Below are 23480 nucleotides of genomic sequence, written 5' to 3' on the forward strand. Positions count from 1 at the left end.
CCGTCGGATCGATCGGCTTGTTCACAGCTCTTGCAGTTCCACCAGCGTGCTGCCTTCGCCGACCATTTCGCCTTCCTGGCAATAGAGCGCCTTGACCACGCCCGCATGGGGCGCACGAATGCTGTGCTCCATTTTCATGGCTTCCAGCACCACGAGCTGAGCGCCCGCTTCGACGGTTTGTCCGGCCTCGACCAGCACGCGGACGATGCTGCCGTTCATCGGCGCGGTCAGCCCGCCCTGATGACTGTGGCTAGCTTCCACGGCGCTGATCGGATCGTACGTTTCGATGCGGCGCAACTGGCCATCCCATTGCAAATACACCGCGTCATGCCGACGAATCGCTCGTACCTGGCGACGAACACCGTCGTGTTCGATCAACAGTGTTTCGCCGCAAAGCCTTACGTTGCCATCTGCGTTCAAGGTCAGTGCGCGATCCTCGCCCTCACAGCTCAAGTGAAGGGTGATCTCGCTGGGCAGGCCGGCACGCCAACCACTGGCTGACGCCCACGGCGACTGTGTATCGTCCGCCGGCAAACTTTGCGCAACGGCCTGTGCGGCGGTATGCCAGAAAGCATCGCTCAGCGCCCCCGGCACGGGCAGCAAATGCTCCTGATAACGCGGGATAAAACCGGTGTCCAGCTCAGCGGCGGCAAACGCCGGGTGGGCAATGATCTGGCGCAGGAAGTTGATATTGGTCTTCAGGCCGCCAATCGCGAACTCATCGAGCATGCTCAACAAGCGCAGGCGAGCCTGCTCGCGATCCTCGCCCCAGGCAATCAGCTTGCCGAGCATCGGGTCGTAGAAAGGCGAAATCTCGTCACCTTCGGCAACGCCGCTGTCGACCCGGCGCCCCGGTCCCGCAGCGGATTCGCGGTACAGGTCGAGGCGACCAGTCGCCGGCAAAAAGTCGTTCGCCGGGTCTTCGGCATACAGCCGCACTTCAATGGCGTGCCCGTTGAGCGGCACTTGCGCCTGGGTGATCGGCAGCGCCTCACCACGGGCAACGCGAATTTGCCAGGCAACCAGATCCAGGCCGGTAATGGCTTCTGTCACCGGGTGCTCAACCTGCAACCGCGTGTTCATCTCCATGAAGAAGAACTCACCGCGAGCATCCAGCAAAAACTCAACGGTGCCGGCGCCGACGTAACCGATCGCTTGCGCCGAACGGACCGCCGCTTCGCCCATCGCTCGCCGCAGCTCAGGCGTCAGGCCTGGCGCGGGGGCTTCTTCGACGACTTTCTGATGGCGTCGCTGAATCGAGCAATCGCGCTCGTTCAGGTACAGGCAATGACCGTGCTGATCGGCAAAGATCTGGATTTCCACATGGCGCGGCTTGAGCAGGTACTTTTCCACCAGCATCCGCGAATCGCCGAACGACGATTGCGCTTCACGTTGCGCGGAGGCGAGGGCTTCCGCCAACTGACCGACATGCTCAACCACTTTCATGCCTTTACCGCCGCCGCCGGCCGTGGCCTTGAGCAGCACCGGATAACCAATGCGTTCACACGCCTCACGGAAGGTGTCGAGGTCTTGCGCTTCGCCGTGGTAGCCCGGCACCAGCGGCACGCCCGCCGTTTCCATCAGGGCTTTGGCGGCGGACTTGCTGCCCATGGCGTCGATGGCCGAGGCGGGCGGACCGAGGAACACCAGCCCGGCCGCCTCGATCGCGCGGGCGAACCCGGCGTTCTCGGACAAAAAACCGTACCCCGGATGAATGGCCTGCGCGCCGCTGGCCTTGGCCGCGGCAATCAGTTTGTCGATTTGCAGGTAACTGTCGGCCGCTTTGCTGCCGCCCAGATCGACGCGAATATCCGCTTCACGGCTGTGTCGCGCCTCGCGGTCGGTGGCGCTGTGCACGGCGACGGTGGTCAGTCCGAGGGCTTTGGCGGTGCGCATCACGCGGCAGGCGATTTCGCCACGGTTGGCCACCAGCAAGGTGGTAATCACGGGTGCGCTCATCAACGCGACTCCTGAGTGGTTGCGGCTTGCCAGTTCGGCGGGCGTTTTTGCAGAAAGGCACGCAAGCCTTCCTGGCCTTCCGGGCTGACACGAATCCGCGCGATGGCATTTTCGGTGTAGCGGCGCAGGGCCGGGGTCAGCGCACCGTTGCCGACCTCACGCAGCAGATCTTTGCTGGCGCGCATGGCGGCGGGGCTGTTGAGCAGCAAATTGTCGATCCACTGTTCGACCTGTTGATCGAGTTCTGCAGCCGGATAGCTCTCCGACAACAGGCCGATCTCCCGCGCGCGCTGCCCGCCGAAGCGCTCGGCCGTCAGCGCATAACGCCGTGCCGCACGTTCGCCGATCGCCTGCACCACGAACGGACTGATCACTGCCGGCGCCAGGCCGATGCGCACTTCCGACAGGCAGAACTGCGCATCATCGGCACCGATGGCCATGTCGCAGCAACTGATCAGTCCAAGCGCGCCACCGAACGCCGCGCCTTGTACCACGGCCACGGTAGGGATTTTCAGTTTGGCGAGGTTGTACATCAGCTCTGCCAGTTCACGGGCGTCGTCGAGGTTGGTGTTGTAATCGAGTTCCGCCGATTGCTGCATCCAGGCCAGGTCGGCGCCGGCACTGAAATGCCTGCCGCGTCCACGCAGCAACAGGAAACGCAGGCTGGCATCGCTGGCGACCTTGTCGAGGGCGAGGATCAATTCACGAATCATTTCGGCGTTGAAAGCGTTGTTCTTCTCGGCGCGGTTGAGCCACAGCGTGGCGAAGCCGCGTGGGTCACTCTGGAGCTCAAGGGTGTTGAAATCACTCATATTCATCCGTCTCCACGGTTTTTTGCAGGAGCGGGAGCAAGCTCCCTCGCCACACAGGCTCGCTCCCACAAAAAAGGCATCACATCCGGAACACGCCGAAGCGGCTCGGTTCGATTGGCGCGTTCAACGACGCGGACAAGGCCAGGGCCAGCACGTCGCGGGTCTGCGCCGGGTCGATGACGCCGTCGTCCCATAGCCGGGCGCTGGAATAGTAGGGGTGGCCCTGTTCTTCGTATTGATCAAGGATCGGTTGTTTGATCTCGGCTTCCTGTTCGGCGCTGAACGCCTGACCGCCGCGCTCGGCCTGTTCTCGCTTGACCTGCACCAGCACGCCGGCCGCCTGTTCGGCGCCCATCACACCGATTCGCGCATTCGGCCACATCCACAGGAAACGCGGATCATAGGCCCGCCCGCACATGCCGTAATTGCCAGCCCCAAAGCTGCCGCCGATGATCACGGTGAATTTCGGCACCTTGGCGCACGCCACCGCGGTCACCAGTTTTGCGCCGTGCTTGGCGATGCCGCCGGCCTCGTATTTCTGCCCGACCATGAAACCGGTGATGTTTTGCAGAAACAGCAACGGAATGCCGCGCTGGCAGGCCAGTTCGATAAAGTGCGCGCCTTTCTGCGCGGCTTCGGCGAAGAGGATGCCGTTGTTCGCCAGAATCGCGATCGGGTAGCCATGCAGATGGGCGAAACCGCAGACCAGTGTGGTGCCGAACAGCGCTTTGAACTCATCGAACAGCGAACCGTCGACCAGCCGTGCGATCACTTCGCGCACGTCGAACGGCTGCTTGGCGTCGGCCGGAACGATGCCATACAACTCATCGCTGGCGTACAGCGGCGCGATCGGCGTGCGTTGCTGCAGCTCGCCGAGCTTGCGCCAGTTGAGGTTGGCGACACTGCGGCGGGCGAGGGCGAGGGCGTGTTCGTCACTCTCGGCGTAGTGGTCGGCCACGCCGGAAGTCTTGCAGTGCACGTCAGCACCGCCCAGGTCTTCGGCGCTGACTACTTCGCCGGTCGCGGCCTTCACCAGCGGCGGCCCGGCGAGGAAAATCGTCGCCTGGTTGCGCACCATGATCGCCTCGTCCGCCATCGCCGGCACATAAGCGCCGCCAGCGGTGCACGAGCCCATGACCACGGCAATCTGCGGGATGCCCATGGCGCTCATGTTGGCCTGATTGAAAAAGATCCGCCCGAAGTGCTCGCGGTCCGGAAACACCTCGTCCTGGCGCGGCAAATTGGCGCCACCCGAGTCCACCAGATAAATGCATGGCAAGCGATTCTGCTGGGCGATGGTCTGCGCGCGCAGGTGTTTTCTCACGGTCAACGGGTAGTACGAGCCACCCTTCACCGTCGCGTCGTTGGCGACGATCATGCATTCGACGCCTTCGACCCGACCGATCCCGGCGATCACCCCGGCGGCGGGCACCTCTTCGCCATACACGGCGTGCGCGGCGAGTTGGCTGATCTCGAGAAACGGCGAGCCAGGGTCGAGCAGGCGATTGATGCGCTCACGCGGCAGCAACTTGCCGCGCGAGGTGTGTCGCTCCTGGGCTTTCGCGCCGCCACCCTGCGCCACTTGGGCGAGCAGGGTCTGCAGGGCGTCGACCTGTTTGAGCATCGCCGCGCTGTTGGCGGCGAACTCCGCTGAACGCGGGTTGAGCTGAGTGTGCAGGGTTGCCATGGTCAGCTCCGTTTAGCGGGTTTCGTTGAACAATTCACGGCCGATCAGCATGCGGCGGATTTCGCTGGTGCCGGCGCCGATTTCATACAGCTTGGCGTCACGCAGCAGGCGGCCCGCGGGGAATTCGTTGATGTAGCCGTTGCCGCCGAGAATCTGGATCGCGTCGAGGGCCATTTGCGTGGCGCGTTCGGCGGTGTAGAGGATCACCCCGGCGGCGTCCTTGCGCGTGGTTTCGCCGCGCTCGCAGGCCTGGGCAACGGCGTAAAGGTAGGCGCGGCTGGCGTTGAGTTGGGTGTACATGTCGGCGACTTTGCCCTGGATCAGCTGGAATTCGCCGATGCTCTGGCCGAACTGCTTGCGGTCGTGGATGTACGGCACGATCAGGTCCATGCACGATTGCATGATCCCGGTCGGGCCGCCCGAGAGCACCACGCGCTCGTAATCGAGGCCGCTCATCAGCACTTTCACGCCGCCGTTGAGTACGCCGAGGATGTTTTCTTCCGGCACTTCAACGTCATCGAAAAACAGCTCGCACGTGTTGGAGCCGCGCATGCCGAGCTTGTCGAATTTGTTGCTGCGGCTGAAGCCTTTCCAGTCGCGCTCGACGATGAACGCAGTGATGCCGTGCGGGCCTTTTTCCAGATCGGTCTTGGCGTAGATCACGTAAGTGTTGGCGTCGGGGCCGTTGGTGATCCAGGTTTTGCTGCCATTGAGCACGAAACGGTCGCCGCGTTTGTCCGCGCGCAGTTTCATCGAGACCACGTCGGAACCGGCGTTGGGTTCGCTCATCGCCAGGGCGCCGACGTGCTCGCCGCTGATCAGCTTGGGCAGATACTTGGTCTTTTGTTCGTGGTTGCCGTTGCGGTTGATCTGGTTGACGCAGAGGTTGGAATGCGCGCCGTAGGACAACGCCACCGACGCCGAGCCGCGGCTGATTTCTTCCATCGCCACCACGTGCGCCAGATAACCCAGGCCGGCGCCGCCGTACTCTTCCGGTACGGTAATGCCGAGCAGGCCCATGTCACCGAATTTGCGCCACATGTCGGCCGGGAACAGGTTGTCCTGATCGATCTGCGCCGCCCGCGGCGCAATCTGGTCGGCGACAAAGGACTGAACCTGATCGCGCAGCATGTCGATGGTTTCACCGAGGGCGAAGTTCAGGGATGGATAGCTCATGGGTCACCTTTTGGCTTTTTTATCGGGTGGAGCGCTCGAGAATCGGCGTTCAGCTTTACGTAAACGTAAAGCTTCATGACTTCGACTGTCAATCGGCTTTACGTAAGCGTCAACCTGGGCGAGAGTAAGGACAGTTCAGGATCGAAAACGGAGAGCTTCATGTAGGAGTGAGCCTGCTCGCGATAGTGTCGTACCAGTCAATGTTTGCCTCGACTGACACACCGCTATCGCGAGCAGGCTCACTCCTACAAAGGGCACTTCGATACACCCACTAATAAAGACAATAGGGGTCATCATGGATCAACCCAGTGCAACACCGCAGCGCAGCTATACCCGCGGTTCTCAGGACAAAGCCTTGCTGGCGATGACCATCGGTCAGCGCTTCGATCAGACTGTCGCGCAGTACCCGGACGGCGAGGCGCTGGTGGTGCGCCATCAACAGTTGCGTTATTCCTGGCGGCAACTGGGCGACGCCGTGGACTTGCATGCCCGCGCCTTGCTCGCCCTCGGTTTGCAGGCCGGTGACCGCCTCGGCATCTGGACACCCAATTGCGCGCAGTGGTGCATCAGCCAGTTCGCCACGGCGAAAATCGGCGTGATCCTGGTCAACATCAACCCGGCGTACCGCAGTTCCGAGCTCGAATACGTGCTCAAGCAGTCCGGCTGTCAATGGCTGGTCTGTGCAGGCGCGTTCAAAACCTCGAACTATCACGAAATGCTGCAGGGCCTGGCGCCGGAACTGGCCGAACAATCCATCGGCCAGTTGCACAGCGAACGCCTGCCGGACCTGCGCGGGGTGATCAGTCTCGATGCGCAACCGCCATCCGGCTTCCTGCCATGGTCGCAACTGGCCGATCTGGCCCGCAGTGTCTCGCCGCAACAATTATGCGAACGCAGCGACAGCCTGCATTTCGATCAACCGGTGAACATCCAGTACACCTCCGGCACCACCGGTTTTCCCAAAGGTGCCACCCTCAGTCACTACAACATCCTCAACAACGGTTTCATGGTCGGCGAGAGCATCGGCCTGACCCCCGCCGATCGCCTGATGATCCCGGTGCCGCTGTATCACTGCTTTGGCATGGTCATGGGCAACCTCGGCTGCATCACCCATGGCAGCACGATGATTTACCCCAACGATGCATTCGATCCGCTGCTGACCCTGCAAGCCGTCGCCGAGGAAAGGGCCACGGGCCTGTACGGCGTCCCCACCATGTTTATCGCCATGCTCGATCAGCCACAGCGCGGCGAATTCGATCTGTCGAGCCTGCGCACCGGCATCATGGCCGGCGCCACGTGTCCGATTGAAGTCATGCGCCGGGTCATTCGCGAGATGCACATGAGCGAAGTGCAGATTGCCTACGGCATGACCGAAACCAGCCCGGTATCGCTACAGACCGGACCGAACGACGAACTGGAATTGCGCGTGACGACCGTCGGCCGCACCCAGCCGCAGCTGGAAAGCAAAATCATCGACGAGGCCGGGAATCTAGTACCCCGAGGCACCATCGGCGAACTCTGCACCCGCGGCTACAGCGTGATGCTGGGTTACTGGAACAACCCGCAGGCCACCGCAGAAGCCATCGACGAGGCAGGGTGGATGCACACCGGCGACCTGGCGAGCATGAACGAGGCGGGCTACGTCAATATCGCCGGGCGCAACAAGGATATGATCATCCGTGGCGGCGAGAATATTTATCCGCGTGAACTGGAGGAGTTTTTCTTCACTCACCCGGCGGTGGCCGACGTCCAGGTGATCGGCATTCCGTGTTCGCGCTATGGCGAAGAAATTGTCGCCTGGATCAAATTCCACCCCGGCCACAGCGCCTCGGAACTGGAACTGCAAGCCTGGTGCAAGGAACGTATCGCGCACTTCAAGACGCCGCGGCACTTCAAATTCGTTGAAGCGTTTCCGATGACAGTGACGGGCAAGATCCAGAAATTCCGCATGCGCGAGATCAGTATCGAAGAGCTGCGCGGAAGGCAGGCCTGAAGAAGACCAAATGTAGGCCTTCGCCTGCTCGCGATAGCGTCGTGTCAGCCGATGCAAATATAGACTGATACATCGCTATCGCGAGCAGGCGAAGGCCTACAGGGGATGCGCGGTGAAATTTGGAATTGCACAAAGCACAAAGGGGAGCCGAAGCTCCCCTTTAATTTTGTCGTCGCGTGCTCTTTTTTATTATTGAGGGTCGGTCTGTTGTTGTTTTTGGCAACCGTGGCCCTTTACCGCTGTTTTTGGCGACCCCCATCCGGGGTCAAGAGCAAACGTATTTTTTTGAGCGCTGATCTGCTTTCTCGCCAAGCGATCCAACCGATTCGGGAGCTACCTGAAGGTAGTTTTATTGTTCTCTGCCCGGTTGCGGGTCACTCCTGAGAGCACCCTGAAAAGCACACCTTCTCCAAAAAAATCTGTTAGCTGCGTCTCTGCCGTGTTGTTTTTGTTATGTCAGAGTCGTTTCGTCTTGTTTTTATTGGTTTGCGGCTTTTTATTCTTGTTATGCGATAGAGATAGCAGGTGTCGTGCCAACTTTTTAAAACCCTTACAAATCAATTGCTTAGGATTTTCAGGGTTTTTCGGGTCGGAGCAATCCAGACAATTTGTTTCCGTGTTACTCGCTTTTGCCCCACATCGTCGACGCAGCGGTAACACTTCACTGTGCGCTGCGCGCCTTGGCCACGCGCGAGCCGCTGGGCCGGCCGAGCACGGCGCTGATCTGCTGGCCCGCGACAATCAAGGTGTCCAGGTCGATGCCGGTCTCGATCCCCAGGCCGTTGAGCAGGTACACCACGTCCTCGGTGGCAACGTTACCGCTCGCGCCCTTGGCGTAAGGGCAACCGCCGAGGCCGGCGATCGAACTGTCGAACACGGCGATGCCTTCGAGCAGGCTGGCGTAAATGTTGGCCATGGCCTGGCCGTAAGTGTCGTGGAAATGCCCGGCGAGCTTGTCTCGCGGCACGTGCGCCGACACCACTTCGAACAGGCGTCGAGTCGCCCCGGCGGTCCCTGTGCCGATGGTGTCGCCCAGCGACACCTCGTAGCAGCCCATCGCGTACAGCTCGCGGGCGACCAGCGCCACTTGCTCCGGCGCGACCGTGCCTTCATACGGGCAGCCCAACACACAGGAAACGTAACCACGCACGGTAACGCCGTGTTGTCTGGCCGCCTCCATGATCGGTGCGAACCGCGCCAGGCTTTCGCTGATCGAGCAATTGATGTTGCGTTGCGAAAAGGCTTCGGAGGCGGCGGCAAACACCGCGACTTCCTTGACCCCGGCGGCGACGGCATCTTCGAAGCCGCGCAGGTTCGGCGCCAGTGCGCCGTAGGTCACCCCCGGTTTACGCTGGATCTGCGCGAAGACCTCGGCCGAGCCGGCCATCTGCGGCACCCACTTGGGCGAGACGAAACTGCCCACTTCGATATAGCCCAGGCCAGCAGCGCTGAGGGCATCGACCAGTTGCACCTTGTCGGCCACGCTGATGGGTTGGGCTTCGTTCTGCAGGCCGTCGCGTGGGCCGACTTCGATCAGGCGTACTTGGGAGGGGAGGGACATGGCTGACCTGCTCTGTTGAATTCGTGGAGATCCCTTTGTAGGAGTGAGCCTGCTCGCGATAGCGGAGTGTCAGTCATCATATTTGTTTCTGACACTCCGCTATCGCGAGCAGGCTCACTCCTACAGGGGGATGTGGTGTTGGCTAGACCACCTGCTGGCTTTTGAGCGTCTGCTCCAACGCCTGCACACAGCGCTCTTCGGCGGTATCGAGTTCCAGCTTCATCTGCTCGATATCGAGCAGCTGTTGCTCAAGCTGTTCACGGCGCTCGCTGATTTTCGCCAGCATGCTGTTGAGCTGTCTGGTGTTACCGCTCGACGGATCGTAAAGCTCGATCAGCTCGCGGCATTCGGCCAGCGAGAAGCCGATGCGTTTGCCACGCAGGATCAGTTTCAGCGTGACCTTGTCGCGCGGTGAGTAAATGCGTTCCTGGCCACGACGCTCAGGACTGAGCAGGCCTTGCTCTTCATAAAAGCGGATCGCCCGGGTGGTGATGTCCAGCTCGCGGGCGAGGTCGGAAATGCTGTAAGTCTGACTGCTCATGAAAGCGCTCGGAAAGGGGGCGTGGCGCTAAGCTAATCGGTGGTTTACGTTTACGTCAAGGTTCAAGATCTTCGCTGCATTTGTTGGCCTCTTCGCGAGCAAGCCCGCTCCCACATTGAATTGCATTCCAACTGAAGGAATGCGGTCGAATGTGGGAGCGGGCTTGCTCGCGAAGAACGATAACCCGGTAAAACGCCCTACACCTTATCCAGCTTCTTCTCCTGCGCCGTCACCTGCTGGCACAACTCGATCATCTGTTCGCGCATCCAGCGGTTGGCCGGGTCCTGGTCGGTGCTTTCATGCCAGTACAGATGCGTCTCCACCGACGGCACGTCGTTGACCGGCAAATTGAACGCCTGCAGTTCGTGCCGGCGGGCAAACCGCTCCGGTACGGTCATGACCATGTCGGTCTGCTGCATCACTTGCGAGGCCATCAGATAGTGCTGCGAGCGCAGGGCGATCTTGCGCTGGATGCCCATTTTGCCCAGTGCCAGATCGACATAACCCAGACCGCTGCGGCGGCTGGAAATATGGATGTGAGTCAGCGACAGGTAGTCATCGAGGCTGAGTTTGTCCTTGCCCGCCATCGGATGGCCCTTGCGCATCGCACAGACGTAACGGTCGTCCATCAGCTTGACGTGGCGCACCTGTGGGTCAGTGTTGAGCGGCGCATCCACGGCGAAATCCAGACGCCCGGCCGCCAGTTCCTTGGTGGTTTCCCGACGTTTGGACAGAAAGCTTTCGATAATCACCGTCGGCGCCAGGCGGCGCAAGCGCTGGAACAGTGGCGGCAGGATTATCGCTTCAGTGAGGTCGGTCATGCTGATGCGGTAGGTCTTGACCGCCTGCGCCGGGTTGAAAATGCGACTTTCCTGCACCGACACGCGCAATAGCGACAGGGCGTTGCGCACCGGGCCGATGATGTTCTGCGCCATCGGCGTCGGCACCATGCCCTGGGCCGTGCGCACAAACAGCGGGTCGTTGAAGGTTTCGCGCAACCGTGCCAGCGCGTTCGACACCGCCGGCTGCGTGATGCCGACAATCTGCCCGGCGCGGGTCAGGTTGGCTTCGGTGTAGATCGCGTCGAAGACGATGAAAAGGTTGAGGTCGACCTTACTCAGATTCATAACGCGGCTTCTCTTGTTATTAAGTGCAAGTGTTTTGGGGCTGACGATCAGCGGATCATATATTGGTGATGAATGTTTATACACGCCGAGAATAGGCTAGGTAAATGATCAGCGCTGTTCTAGCATCGATTGCATGACTTGAACAACCTCTGCAAGAACTGCCTTAACCATCGGGAGCTGCTCATGGATTTCGCTTATTCGCCCAAGGTGCAAGAACTGCGTGAGCGCGTGACTGCGTTCATGGACACTTACGTTTACCCGGCCGAAGCGGTGTTCGAACGCCAGGTCGCCGAAGGTGATCGCTGGCAGCCGACGGCGATCATGGAAGAGCTCAAAGCCAAGGCCAAGGCTGAAGGTCTGTGGAATCTGTTTCTGCCTGAGTCCGAACTCGGTGCCGGCCTGAGCAACCTCGAATACGCGCCGCTGGCGGAAATCATGGGCCGTTCCCTGCTGGGGCCGGAGCCGTTCAACTGCTCGGCGCCGGACACCGGCAACATGGAAGTGCTGGTGCGCTATGCCAACGAAGAGCAGAAACAGCGCTGGCTGGAACCGCTGCTGCGCGGCGAGATCCGTTCGGCGTTCGCCATGACCGAGCCGGACGTGGCGTCTTCCGACGCGACCAACATGGCCGCCAGCGCGGTGCGCGATGGCGATCAGTGGGTGATCAACGGCAAAAAATGGTGGACCTCCGGCGCCTGCGATCCGCGCTGCAAGATTCTGATCTTCATGGGCCTGAGCAACCCCGACGCCCCGCGTCACGCCCAGCACTCGATGATCCTCGTCCCGGTCGATACCCCCGGGGTAAAAATTGTCCGTCCGCTGCCGGTGTTCGGTTACGACGATGCACCGCACGGTCATGCCGAAGTGCTGTTCGACAACGTGCGCGTGCCTTACGAAAACGTCCTGCTTGGCGAAGGGCGCGGCTTCGAAATCGCTCAGGGTCGCCTCGGCCCGGGCCGGATTCACCACTGCATGCGTTCGATCGGCATGGCTGAACGTGCCTTGGAACTGATGTGTAAACGTTCGGTGAGCCGCACCGCGTTCGGCAAACCGCTGGCACGCCTGGGCGGCAATGTCGACAAGATCGCCGACTCGCGGATGGAGATCGACATGGCGCGTCTGCTGACATTGAAAGCGGCGTACATGATGGACACGGTCGGCAACAAAGTGGCGAAAAGCGAAATCGCCCAGATCAAAGTGGTGGCGCCAAACGTTGCGTTGCGGGTGATCGACCGCGCCATTCAGATGCATGGCGGGGCGGGGGTGTCGAACGATTTCCCGCTGGCCTATATGTATGCCATGCAGCGCACCCTGCGCCTGGCTGACGGCCCGGACGAAGTGCACCGCGCGGCGATCGGCAAGTTCGAGATCGGCAAATATGTGCCGAAGGAGATGTTGCGTAGCGGTCAGTAACACCGCGTTATCGTTCATCGCGGGCAAGCCCGCTCCCACAGGGATCTGCAGTGGACATGAGTCTCGTGTTCACCATCGGAACCTGTGGGAGCGGGCTTGCCCGCGATGGCGTAAGCAGGTTCACTACATCAGGGGCTGAGTCAATACACCCAAACCTCAACCCGCCGATTCTTGATCCGTCCCTCATCGGCGCTATTAGCCGCCACCGGCATCAACGCGCCGAACCCGCGCACCTCGCGCAACACCACGCCGTTCTTGACCAACTCGCGGCGCACCGTCATCGCCCGCAGTCTGGACAGCAGATCGGCGCGCGCCGGATCATCCTTGAGATCGCCAAAGCCCACCAGCGTCACCGCCCGATCCATCTTGCCGTGACGCTTTATATAGTCGAACACCCGCGCCAGATCCTGCCGGGCCTTGTTGTCCAGGCTCGCGCTGCCTTCTTCAAAACGAAAATTCACCGTCAGACGCTGGGCGTGACGGCTGAGCGATTGATAACCCTCGGGCATCAGTGCATTCGGCGCGACGGTCATGGCGTGTACGGTCTGACTGATAAACCCGCTGGCCGCGACAATCGCCTGGCCTTGGGGGCTTTGCGCAAACGCCGCCAAGGCCTGCGCCCACGGATTCTGGCTGTCGGGCGGCAGGTAGAAAAACAGCCGCCGGGATAACGGATAATCCTCGGTGGCGATCAGGCTGTTGAGCGGCAACATCGCTTGCGATGCGCCATCGGCAATCGCCAGCGCTTTGGCCTGGCGCACATATGGCAAGCCGATGAAGCCGATGGCTTGCGGGTCACTGCTGACCGCGTCGGACAATTGCTCGCTGGCTTCAAACCTTTTCGCTGCGCTGCTCAGACTTTTCCCATGACGACTGAGGACCAATTCCTTGAACGTGTCGTACGTGCCGGACTGATCATCCCGCGCATATAAATGGATGGCCCCGCCACGACCGCCGAGGGCTTCCCAGGTTTTCACTTCGCCGGCGAAGATCCGCGCCAGTTGGGCGGTGTCCAGTTGCTGAAGGGGATTATCGGGATGAAGGATGATCGCCAAGCCATCGATGGCGATGACCTGTTCGGCGGCAGGACTCTTCAGATCGCCGAGTGATTGCAGGCTGAGCAGCTCGCTGTCCTTGATCTCACGGGAGGCGGCGGCCAGATCGGCGCTGGCGTTTTTCAAGGCGGTGAAGCCGGTGCTGGAACCGTGGGCGGCAACGTCGACGACCACGCGTTGACCTTGGGCGGTCTGGCCGACGATGCGTTGTTCGTTGGCGGTGTCCGGGGTTTCGCGGTGGACTTTCAGCAAGCCCTGTTCCTGCAGCAGGCCTTCAACCAGTGCCGGGCCGAGTTCGGCGCCGATGGTGTTGGAACCTTGAATGCGCAACGCCGGGCCGTTTTCCGGAATGGGCAGGGCGGCGGCAGCCACCGTCAGCCAGGCACTCGAGAGAAAGACGAACAGAACACGCAGGGTCATGCCGGCACCGAATCAAGCCAAGGGGATTGCCGGGGAGATTAAGTCAGAAAGATGACTTGGAGATGACAACGGTCCTTTGTAGGAGTGAGCCTGCTCGCGATAGCCATATATCAGTCAACATTTGCATCGACTGACACTACGCTATCGCGAGCAGGCTCACTCCTACAGGTATTGCGTAAGACTTGGGATCAGGCCAGTTCCAGCCAGATCGGCGCATGGTCCGACGGCTTTTCCATCCCGCGCAGTTCGTAGTCCACGCCGGCATCCTTGACCCGCGGCAGCAAGCCGTTGGACGCGAGAATCACGTCAATTCGCAGCCCGCGCTTGGGCTCATCCTCAAACCCACGGCTGCGGTAGTCGAACCAGCTGAACATGTCCGTCACGTCCGGGTTGAGATGACGATAGCTGTCGGTCAGGCCCCAGTTCTTCAGGCGCGCCATCCATTCGCGCTCTTCGGGCAGGAAGCTGCATTTGCCGGTTTTCAGCCAGCGCTTCATGTTGTCCGGGCCGATGCCGATGTCGCAGTCTTCCGGGGAGATGTTCACATCGCCCATCACCACCAGCGGCTGTTCGTTATGGAACTGGCTTTCCAGCAGCGCTTGCAAGTCGCTGTAGAAACGCTGCTTGGCGGGGAATTTGGTCGGGTGGTCGCGGCTTTCTCCCTGTGGGAAATAGCCGTTCATGATCGTCACCGGCACGCCATCGGCGTCAGCAAAAGTGCCCCAGATGAAACGGCGCTGGGCGTCTTCGTCATCGGTGGCGAAGCCTTTGTGGATGGCAATCGGCTCGCGGCGTGACAGCAGGGCCACGCCGTAATGGCCTTTCTGGCCATGGAAATGCACGTGGTAGCCGAGCGCGCGGATGTCGTCGAGGGGGAACTGGTCGTCGTGAACCTTGGTTTCCTGCAGGCCGATTACATCCGGCTGGTGTTTTTCGATCAGCGCTGCCAACTGATGCGGACGGGCACGCAGTCCGTTGATGTTGAAGGAAACGATCTTCATGGTCGGCAGTCCTGGCAAAAGGGCGATGCTAGCTGACATGGGGGAGATGGGCCAGTGTGGGACAAATCAATTTCACCTGTGGGATTCATGTTGTTAGTGATGACGCTATCGCGAGCAGGCTCACTCCTACAGGGGAACGCATTCCAAAATGTAGGCCTTCGCCTGCTCGCGATAGCGTCCCCACATTCGATGAAGATCCAGGGCTGGTCTAACCTGTGAGGGAACCACGCCACCGTCAAAAGGTTCGTACCAACAAGCGCGCCATCCTCCGAGCGCGCCCCGGGGAGATCCACCGTCATGCCTGAAACCCAGACCGCCATCGCCGACATTCATATGCTCGACCGCGGCTATTCCCGCGAAGCCCGCTCGTTGTTGTATCAGGCCTATCGTCACGAACCGACCTTCGGGTATCTGTTCGAAGCCGAGCGCCCCGGTTATGAACAGCGCGTGCGCGCGACGGTGCGCGAACGGGTCAAACAGCATTTTCTCCAGGACCTGCCCGCCATCGGCCTGCTGGTCAACGACCGACTGATCGGCATTGCCTTGATTGCACCGCCACAACGTCGCCTCGGTATCACCGAAAGTTGGGCATGGCGCCTGCGCATGGTGCTCAGCACCGGGTTTCGCTGCACCCGGCGTTATCTGGAGTATCACGATGCCGTCGCGGCGTGCGTGCCCGGTGACTCGGTGCACATGCTGCCGTTGCTCGGCGTACACCCGCAGTTTCAGGGCAAGCACTACGGCGAACAATTGCTGACGGCGGTGCACAACTGGTGCGCGGTGGATGAAACCTCGCAAGGCGTGGTGCTCGACACCGGCAACCCGCGCTACCTGGAATTCTATAAAAGGCAGGGTTATCAGGAGATCGGCGAGGTTGCCGTCGGGCCGGTGCGCGAACACGTCTTTTTCCACGCCAATCCGCAGGTGTTACAAACAGCAACGGGTTAATCATCGAACTTCTTCAGAAATTTCCTGTTCTATCAGGCTCCCAAGCCCGTGATAGCATCCGCGCCTATGAAGTTTCCAGGAAGATTTACCAGTGGCGTGCTGATGCTGTTATCCAGCTGCGCGGCGCTGGCGCAAAGTGAATTGGATGTGCGGATCAAACCGTCCAACGATGAACTCAAGGCCAATATAGAAGGCTATATCGGCAGCCTCGGCGACCGCGACGAAGAAGCCTTGCAGCGCTTCAGTCGCGGTGCCGAGGAGCAGGCGCGCAAGGCTGCCCAGGCGTTGGGCTATTACCAGGCGCAGATTGAAAGTGACGTCAGGGGCGGCGATAAACCGCGCCTGGTGCTGAACATCGACCCCGGCGAGCCGATTCGCCTGCGCAACGTCATCATCCGCGTCGACGGCCCGGCGGCCTCGCTCAAATCCTTTCGCGTACCGAAGAGCGATCAGCTCAAATCCGGTGCGCCACTCAACCATGGCCGCTACGAAGACGCCAAGCGAGTGATCCAGAACCAGGCCTCGCGTTTCGGTTTCTTCAGCGGTCGCTTCACCAGCCAAAAGCTTTTGGTCGACCCGCGCGCGGGTGTGGCCGACATTGAATTGATCTACGACAGCGGCCCGCGTTATGCGCTGGGCAAAGTCAGTTTCGAAGGCGACACGCCGTTCGACGAAGACCTGCTGCAACGCATGGTGCCATTCAAGGCAGGCGAACCCTACGACTCCGAACTGATCGCCGAACTCAACCGCGACCTGCAATCGAGCGGCTATTTTGAAGGCGTGCGTGTTGACGCCGCGCCGACCGCGGCGAAGAACGATGTGATCCCGGTGGACGTCAAGCTCGACACGCGCAAACCACGGACCATGGGCCTGGGTCTCGGCTACTCGACCGATGTCGGCCCGCGAGTCAGGGCTAACTGGACGCGGCACTGGGTCAATCCGCAGGGCGACAGCTATGGTTGGGAAGCCGAGCTGTCGGCGCCACGGCAAAACGTCGGGCTGTTCTACGACATTCCGCTCGATCCGCCATTGACCGACAAACTGCGCTGGGCCGGCGGTTATCAATTCGAGGACATTGAAGGCTCCGACACGTTGAGCAAACTGCTCACCTTCGGCCCGGAATGGCACAGCAAGTTGCCCAGCGGCTGGCAACGCGTGATCTCGTTGAAATGGCAGCGCGAAGAATATGAACTGGGTGACGACTCCGGTCTCAGTACGTTGCTGATGCCTGGCATCAGTTATTCGTACCTGAAAAGTGACAACCGTATCGACCCGCGCAACGGCTATCGCCTGAGCTTCGAAAGCAAAGTGGCCAAGGAAGGCCTCGGTTCGGACAACAACCTTCTCTATGGCACGGCGTTGGTCAAAGGCCTGACCACCGTCTTCGACAAGCACCGTCTGCTCGGTCGCGTACAAGTCGGCGGCAGCGCCACCAACGGCTACAACTCGATCCCGCCTTCGCTGCGCTTCTTTGCCGGTGGCGATCAGAGCGTGCGCGGTTACGACTATCAGAGCCTGTCGCCGAAAAACTCCAAGGGCGACCGCATCGGTGGCCGTTACATGGTCGCCGGCAGCGTCGAATATCAGTATTCGGTCGCCGAGAAATGGCGGGTCGCGACCTTTGTCGACCAGGGCAACTCTTTCAACAAACTCGAACTGCCGAACCTCAAGACCGGGGTCGGTGTGGGTGTGCGCTGGGTCTCGCCGGTCGGGCCGATCCGCCTCGACCTGGCCCACGCGCTGGACGACGACGGCGGCATCCGGCTGCACTTTTCCATGGGGCCTGAGCTGTGAAGCGTGGTGTGAAGATAACGGCGCTGAGCCTGTTGGCGCTGCTCGTGTTGATTGTATCGAGCCTCGCCGCAGTGCTCGGCACGCAGGCGGGCAGCCGTTGGGCGCTGGGTCTGGTACCGGGCCTGAGCGTGGAGAATTTTCAGGGTCGCCTTGGTGGCCAATGGAGCGCCGATCATCTGCTCTGGGAGAAGGACACCAGTCGCGTCGAGCTGAACAAGGCCATCTTCGCCTGGTCGCCGCTGTGCCTGACACGCATGACCTTGTGCATCGATCAGCTCAAGGCCGATCAGGTGAGTCTGCAGTTTCCACCGAGCGAAGAAACCACCGAGAACGGCCCGATCAAACTGCCTGATCTGCAATTGCCGCTGGCTATTGAACTGGGCGATGTCGAGGTGGGCAGCCTGTTGTTCAACGGCAGCGAACAGCTCAAGGGCTTGCAACTGGCGGCGCACTGGACTGCTCAGGGCTTGCAGATCGACAGCGTGAAATTGCAGCGCGACGAACTCAGCCTGAACCTCTCCGGTTTGCTGCAACCGAGCGGCAACTGGCCGCTGACGATTCAGGGCGATCTGAGTTTGCCCGCTCCCGGCAGCGGGCCGTGGACCTTGGCGCTGAAAGTCGACGGCGATTTGCTGAAAACCCTCAACCTGCAAGCCGACAGCCGTGGCTACCTCGACGGCCAGTTGAGCGGTGAACTGCAAGCGCTGGCGGAAAATCTCCCGGCCAAGGTGCGCATCACCAGCGACGCGTTCAAACCCAGCGCCGATCTGCCTGACACCCTGCAATTCAATCAACTTGTACTGACGGGCGAAGGCGACCTGAAAAACGGCTATCAACTGCTTGGCAACGCAACCTTGCCCGCCGAAAAATCGCCAGTGGCGCTGCTGCTCAAAGGCAAGGTCGACGCCAGCGGCGCACAGATTGCCGGACTCGACCTCAACGCCAACGACACGCAAAGCCTCAAGCTCACCGGCAATGTCGACTGGAGCAAAGGCCTCAGCGCCCAGGCCAACATCAACTGGCAAGACTTCCCTTGGCATCGGCTCTACCCGGAGATCGACGAGCCGCAAGTTGCCTTGCGTACATTCACCGGCGAAGTCTCCTACACCGACGGACAATATCTGGGCAACTTCGCCGCCGCGCTGGATGGCCCGGCGGGGGCGTTCACCCTGAGCAGTCCGTTCAGCGGCAGCCTCGAACAGATCGCCTTGCCGCAACTGGTCATGCAGGCCGGACAGGGCAAGGCAGAAGGGCACGTCAATGTGCGCTTCGCCGACGGTATCGCCTGGGACACGGCGCTGGACTTGTCGGCGCTCAACCCGGCGTATTGGGTCGCGGAACTGCCGGGCACGTTGGCCGGGCCGTTGAAAAGCACAGGCGAAATGAAGAATGAACGGCTGAGCCTCAGCGCCGACCTCGACCTCAAAGGCAAACTGCGTGGTCAACCGGCGATTCTGCAAGCCAAGGCTGACGGTGCCGGCGAACAGTGGAACCTCAACGCCCTGCAAATCCGCCTCGGCGATAACCACATCAGCGGCAAGGGCAGTCTGCACGAGAAACTCAGCGGACAGATCGACATCAAATTGCCGCGACTGGCCCAGCTGTGGCCGCAGTTGCGCGGGCAGATCAACGGCCAGCTCAACGCCGCCGGCACGCTGAAGGCGCCGCAGGGCAAGTTGAATCTGCAAGGTTCGCAGCTGGTGTTTGAGGACAACCGCCTGCAAAGCCTTAACCTCGACGCCACGCTCGGCAGTGCGCAACGGGCGAAGATCGATTTAAAGGGCAGCGGCATTCACGCGGGCGATACCTCGCTGGGCACCCTGACCGCCAATGCTCAGGGCGATATCAAGAGCCAGAAACTCAACCTCGACCTGATCGGGCCGAAGCTGAAACTGGCGTTGGGCCTGGACGGCAAGCTTGATCAAGGCAACTGGCGCGGGCGGCTGGCCAGCGGCGACATTCAGGTCGGCGGTCAGGGCTGGAAGCTGCAAAACCCTGCCAGACTGGAACGCCTGGCGGACGGCCAGATCAATTTCGGTGCGCATTGCTGGCTGTCCGGCAGTGCCAGCCTGTGTGGTGAAGACCAGCGCCTGATGCCCGAGCCAAAACTGCGCTATCACCTCAAGCAATTCCCCATCGAAAGCCTGGCGCAGTGGCTGCCCAAGGACTTTGCCTGGCAGGGCCGGCTCAACGCCGATCTGCAACTGGACCTGCCAGCGAGCGGCCCGAACGGCGTGGTCAGTGTCGATGCCAGTGGTGGCACCCTGCGTGTGCGTGACAAAGAGCAGTGGCTGGACTTTCCGTACCAGACGCTCAAGCTCACCAGCAAACTCACGCCCAAGCGCGTCGACACCGAACTCAACTTCGTCGGCGGCAAACTGGGCGAGTTGATGGTGCAGGCGCAGCTCAATCCACTGCCGAAAAACAAACCGCTGACGGGCTCGTTCCGCCTCACCGGTCTGGACGTGTCCGTGGCGCGGCCGTTTGTGCCGATGGTGGAGAAACTGACCGGGCACCTCAACGGCAGCGGCACGCTTTCCGGCGGCCTGCTCGCGCCATTGGTCAATGGCACCGTGCAGCTCAGCGACGGCGAAGTGTCTGGCGCCGAACTGCCGATGGAGTTGCAGGATTTGCAGCTCAAAGCGGTGATCGCTGGCGAAGCGGTGCGTCTGGACGGCGGCTGGAAAAGTGGCCCGAGCGGGCAGGGCAGCCTCAACGGTGATGTGGCCTGGGGGCCGGCGCTGGTGGTCGACCTGGCACTCAAGGGCACGCAATTGCCGGTCAGCGTCGAACCCTACGCCAAGCTTGAGATGGCCCCGGATCTGAAAATTTCCATGGCCGGCGATGAGCTGAAAATTGCCGGCAAGGTGCTGGTGCCAAAGGGCGAAATCACCGTGCGCGAGCTACCGCCGTCGACGGTGAAAGTCTCCGACGACACCATCATCGTCGGGGCGCAGACCGAAGAGGGCAAACCGCCCATCGCGATGAAAATGGACATCGATGTCATCGTCGGCCAGGACAAGCTGAGTTTTGCCGGTTTTGGCCTGACTGCCAATCTGCAAGGTCAGGTGCACATCGGCGACAACATGGACACCCGTGGCGAACTCTGGCTCAACGACGGCAAGTACCGCGCCTACGGGCAGCGCCTGACGGTGCGGCGTGCGCGTCTGTTGTTTGCCGGGCCCATCGACCAGCCGTATCTGGACATCGAGGCGATTCGCCAGACCGACGACGTCATCGCCGGCATCCGGCTCAGTGGCAGCGCCGAACAGCCGACGACGCAAATCTTCTCCGAACCGGCCATGAGTCAGGAGCAAGCCTTGTCCTATCTGGTGCTGGGACGCCCGCTGAGCACCAATGGCGAAGACAACAACATGCTCGCGCAAGCCGCATTGGGCCTGGGCTTGATGGGCAGCGCCGGGGTCACCAGTGGTCTGGCCAAGGACTTGGGGATTCAGGATTTCCAGCTCGACACTCAGGGCAGCGGCAACGACACCAGCGTCGTCGCCAGCGGCAACATCTCCGAGAAACTCAGCTTGCGCTACGGCGTCGGCGTGTTCGAACCGGCCAGCACCATCGCGTTGCGCTACAAGCTGAGCAAGAAGGTGTATGTCGAAGCGGCCAGCGGCGTGGCCAGTTCGCTGGATATTTTCTACAAACGCGATTTCTAGCGCACACCTGCTCATTTGAACCGAGTCGCGCCCTTCGCGAGCAGGCTCGCTCCCACGGGGATCTCCAGCAGACATGAATGTGTGCCTGCCACAGGTCAAATGTGGGAGCGAGCCTGCTCGCGAAGGCGGCTTTCCAGCCAGCAGAGAGGGTGCGGCTTAAGGCTTCATCGCGAGCAGGCTCACTCCTACACTGAAAATGCGTTCCCCCTGTGGGAGCTGGCTTGCCAGCGATGGCGTCCGGCGCCGCGCCGCAAAAACCAAGCCTACTGATCAACTAATTACCAAGCCCCCTAACTATTGCGTTGACATTCGCTGCCTAAGCAGTAACATCTCGACATACTTTCACTGCCTAGGCAGTTATTAGGTGGACACATGAAGCATTTCACCCCCGACGAATTCAAACATTGCCACCTCGGCCTGTTGCTTGGCCGTGCCGCGTTGCTCAAGGACCGGATCATCGACACCCACATGGAACCCCACGGCATCACCGCCGCGCAGTTCAAGGTGTTGATCATCATGGCCCAGTTTGGCGTGGACACCCCGGCCGAGCTGTGCCGGCATCTGTCGCTGGACAGCGGTTCGATGACGCGCATGCTTGATCGTCTGGAGCAGAAAGGTTTCCTGATCCGCCAGCGCAGCGAAGGCGATCGGCGTCAGGTGCAACTGAAACTGACTGAGCAGGGCCAGCACCTGGCCGATCGTCTGCCGTACATCGGCGCCGACGCGATGAACGAGCTGGCCGGCGCCATCTCCCGCGATGAGCTGAAAACCCTCGAGTACATCCTCAAGAAAATCCTCCTGGCGGCCGGCGACCCGATCACCGTCCAGCGTTTAGGTGAACACAATGAGCGCTAAAACCTTGCGCAGCAGCCTGACGCTGTTGCTGTCGGCAATGATCCTCGCCGGGTGCGCCAACTACAGCGGCCTCGACACCGAAGGCCAGCGCCTCGACGCGGCGAAGCTTGAGACAGCGCAGTCTCTGCAGGGCGTCAGCCTGTCGCCGGCGGCCTGGCCGAAGAGCGACTGGTGGAGCAGCCTCGGCGATCCGCAGCTCGACGGTCTGATCCGCGAAGCCCTGCACGACAGCCCGGACATGCAAATCGCCGAAGCCCGCGCGCATCAGGCCAGTGCTGCCGCGTACGCCGCCGATGCCGAACGTTATCCGACCCTCGACGCCAGCGCCGGCATCAGCCGTTCGCGTCTGGCCCGCGACCAGGATCCGTTGGGGCAGGGCGGTGCCTATGCGACGGTGCGCAATGTCAGCGCCGGCTTCAATTACAACTTCGATTTGTGGGGCGGCCAGCGCGATGCCTGGGAAGCGTCACTCGGCGAGGCTCGCGCTGCTGAAGTCGACCGTCAGGCCGCGCAGCTGACACTCGCCGCTGACGTCGCCCGCGCTTACAGCGATCTCGGCCAGGCGCACATCGTGTACGACCTCGCCAGTGAAGACCTCAAGCGCACCCGGCAAATGCTCGACCTCAGTCAGCGCCGCTTGAGTTCGGGGATCGACAGCCAGTACCAGTTCCAGCAAACCCAGAGTCTGGAAGCCAGTTCTCAGGCCAGCCTGATCGATGCGGAAAAGCGCCTGAACAGCGCGAAAATCGCTTTGGCTGTATTACTCGGCAAAGGCCCGGATCGCGGTAACGAAATCGCCCGGCCGAAAGTCCTGCAAGCCAGCGCTGTGGCGGTGCCGTCGGTGTTGCCGGCGGAACTGCTCGGTCGCCGCCCGGATCTGGTCGCGGCGCGCTGGCGTGTCGAAGCGGCGAGCAAAGATATCGACGCGGCGAAAACCCGTTTCTATCCCAATCTCAACCTGTCGGCCTCGGCCGGTGCCGAGTCGTTGCTGGGGGATGCGATGTTCGGTTCCGCGAGTCGCTTCTTCAACATCGCGCCGACCGTGTCGCTGCCGATCTTCGATGGCGGACGCCTGCGCGCCAACCTCGATGCCCGCGACGCCGATTACGATCTGGCGGTGGCGCAGTACAACAAAAGTCTGGTGAAAGCCCTCGGCGATGTTGGCGACACGATCAACCAGTTGCGTGATATCGGTCGACAGATCGGTGCGCAGCAACACGCCACCGACATCGCTCAGGATTCTTACAACACCGTCGTCCAGCGTTACGGTTCCGGCATCGGCAACTACCTGGACGTGCTCAGCATCGAGCAGCAATTGCTCCAGGCCCAGCGCCAACTGGCGACCCTGAATGCCGAGCAGATCGACCTGTCGATTCAACTGATGCAAGCGCTGGGCGGTGGCTTCCAGGGTGAAAGCCTGACCGCAGCCAACGCCAGCCCAGCCACGCCGCACCCCTAATTCAAGGT

At 61.2% G+C, this 23480-nt stretch carries 16 protein-coding genes; 7 read left to right on the plus strand and 9 right to left on the minus strand.

Going from position 1 to position 23480, the window contains the following annotated elements; translation table 11 throughout:
* Nucleotides 1–21: 21 nt before the first annotated feature.
* The 4 genes from HU739_RS01210 to HU739_RS01225 all read right to left on the minus strand — a co-directional run bounded on the left by HU739_RS01210 (nucleotide 22) and on the right by HU739_RS01225 (nucleotide 5634).
* Nucleotides 22–1959 (minus strand): acetyl/propionyl/methylcrotonyl-CoA carboxylase subunit alpha, encoded by a 1938-nt coding sequence (locus HU739_RS01210; RefSeq protein WP_186549894.1) that lies wholly within the window; start codon nucleotides 1957–1959, stop codon nucleotides 22–24.
* Nucleotides 1959–2771, minus strand: coding sequence for a gamma-carboxygeranoyl-CoA hydratase (locus tag HU739_RS01215; protein WP_186549896.1), 813 nt, complete (start codon nucleotides 2769–2771; stop codon nucleotides 1959–1961). The genes HU739_RS01210 and HU739_RS01215 overlap by 1 nt, the downstream gene beginning before the upstream one ends.
* Before the next feature lie 79 nt (nucleotides 2772–2850).
* On the minus strand, nucleotides 2851–4458 hold the full coding sequence (locus tag HU739_RS01220; protein WP_186549898.1) for a carboxyl transferase domain-containing protein: 1608 nt from the start codon (nucleotides 4456–4458) through the stop codon (nucleotides 2851–2853).
* Between the two features lie 12 nt (nucleotides 4459–4470).
* Complete coding sequence (locus HU739_RS01225; RefSeq protein WP_186549900.1) at nucleotides 4471–5634, minus strand: isovaleryl-CoA dehydrogenase; 1164 nt, start codon at nucleotides 5632–5634, stop codon at nucleotides 4471–4473.
* A gap of 295 nt (nucleotides 5635–5929) precedes the next feature.
* Here HU739_RS01225 and HU739_RS01230 point away from each other — a divergent pair, with 295 nt between their 5' ends.
* Complete coding sequence (locus HU739_RS01230; RefSeq protein ID WP_186549902.1) at nucleotides 5930–7627, plus strand: AMP-binding protein; 1698 nt, start codon at nucleotides 5930–5932, stop codon at nucleotides 7625–7627.
* A 661-nt stretch (nucleotides 7628–8288) separates the two neighbouring features.
* Here HU739_RS01230 and HU739_RS01235 read toward each other — a convergent pair.
* The 3 genes from HU739_RS01235 to HU739_RS01245 all read right to left on the minus strand — a co-directional run bounded on the left by HU739_RS01235 (nucleotide 8289) and on the right by HU739_RS01245 (nucleotide 10856).
* Nucleotides 8289–9188, minus strand: a complete 900-nt coding sequence (locus HU739_RS01235; RefSeq protein ID WP_186549904.1) for a hydroxymethylglutaryl-CoA lyase — start codon at nucleotides 9186–9188, stop codon at nucleotides 8289–8291.
* A 142-nt stretch (nucleotides 9189–9330) separates the two neighbouring features.
* Entirely contained in the window at nucleotides 9331–9729 is a 399-nt protein-coding gene (locus HU739_RS01240) for a MerR family transcriptional regulator (RefSeq protein WP_186549906.1), read from the minus strand.
* 197 nt (nucleotides 9730–9926) lie between these two features.
* Nucleotides 9927–10856 (minus strand): LysR family transcriptional regulator, encoded by a 930-nt coding sequence (locus tag HU739_RS01245; RefSeq protein WP_186549908.1) that lies wholly within the window; start codon nucleotides 10854–10856, stop codon nucleotides 9927–9929.
* Nucleotides 10857–11039: 183 nt separating this feature from the next.
* On the opposite strand from HU739_RS01245, the gene HU739_RS01250 reads away from it, so the two are divergent.
* Complete coding sequence (locus tag HU739_RS01250; RefSeq protein ID WP_186549910.1) at nucleotides 11040–12269, plus strand: acyl-CoA dehydrogenase; 1230 nt, start codon at nucleotides 11040–11042, stop codon at nucleotides 12267–12269.
* Between the two features lie 140 nt (nucleotides 12270–12409).
* Here the strand turns inward: HU739_RS01250 and HU739_RS01255 are convergent, their stop codons facing one another.
* A complete protein-coding gene (locus HU739_RS01255; RefSeq protein ID WP_186549912.1) occupies nucleotides 12410–13744 on the minus strand; it encodes a substrate-binding domain-containing protein in 1335 nt (444 codons plus the stop codon).
* A gap of 188 nt (nucleotides 13745–13932) precedes the next feature.
* Nucleotides 13933–14745: an exodeoxyribonuclease III gene (gene xthA / locus HU739_RS01260; RefSeq protein ID WP_186549914.1), complete on the minus strand. Its 813-nt coding sequence runs from the start codon at nucleotides 14743–14745 to the stop codon at nucleotides 13933–13935.
* 297 nt (nucleotides 14746–15042) lie between these two features.
* Between xthA and HU739_RS01265 the strand changes: the two genes are divergently transcribed.
* The 5 genes from HU739_RS01265 to HU739_RS01285 all read left to right on the plus strand — a co-directional run bounded on the left by HU739_RS01265 (nucleotide 15043) and on the right by HU739_RS01285 (nucleotide 23472).
* The gene (locus HU739_RS01265; RefSeq protein WP_186549916.1) at nucleotides 15043–15693 is read left to right on the plus strand and encodes a GNAT family N-acetyltransferase; all 651 of its coding nucleotides are present in this window, start codon (nucleotides 15043–15045) and stop codon (nucleotides 15691–15693) included.
* A 66-nt stretch (nucleotides 15694–15759) separates the two neighbouring features.
* Nucleotides 15760–17487, plus strand: a complete 1728-nt coding sequence (locus HU739_RS01270; protein ID WP_186549918.1) for an autotransporter assembly complex protein TamA — start codon at nucleotides 15760–15762, stop codon at nucleotides 17485–17487.
* Nucleotides 17484–21158, plus strand: a complete 3675-nt coding sequence (locus HU739_RS01275; RefSeq protein WP_186549920.1) for a translocation/assembly module TamB domain-containing protein — start codon at nucleotides 17484–17486, stop codon at nucleotides 21156–21158. The genes HU739_RS01270 and HU739_RS01275 overlap by 4 nt, the downstream gene beginning before the upstream one ends.
* Nucleotides 21159–21530: 372 nt before the next feature.
* Nucleotides 21531–22013: a MarR family winged helix-turn-helix transcriptional regulator gene (locus HU739_RS01280; protein WP_186549923.1), complete on the plus strand. Its 483-nt coding sequence runs from the start codon at nucleotides 21531–21533 to the stop codon at nucleotides 22011–22013.
* Nucleotides 22003–23472 (plus strand): efflux transporter outer membrane subunit, encoded by a 1470-nt coding sequence (locus HU739_RS01285; RefSeq protein ID WP_186549925.1) that lies wholly within the window; start codon nucleotides 22003–22005, stop codon nucleotides 23470–23472. Before HU739_RS01280 ends, HU739_RS01285 begins: the two co-directional genes overlap by 11 nt.
* Nucleotides 23473–23480 lie beyond the last annotated feature (8 nt).

The organism is Pseudomonas hamedanensis (assembly GCF_014268595.2).
Lineage (GTDB): Bacteria > Pseudomonadota > Gammaproteobacteria > Pseudomonadales > Pseudomonadaceae > Aquipseudomonas > Aquipseudomonas hamedanensis.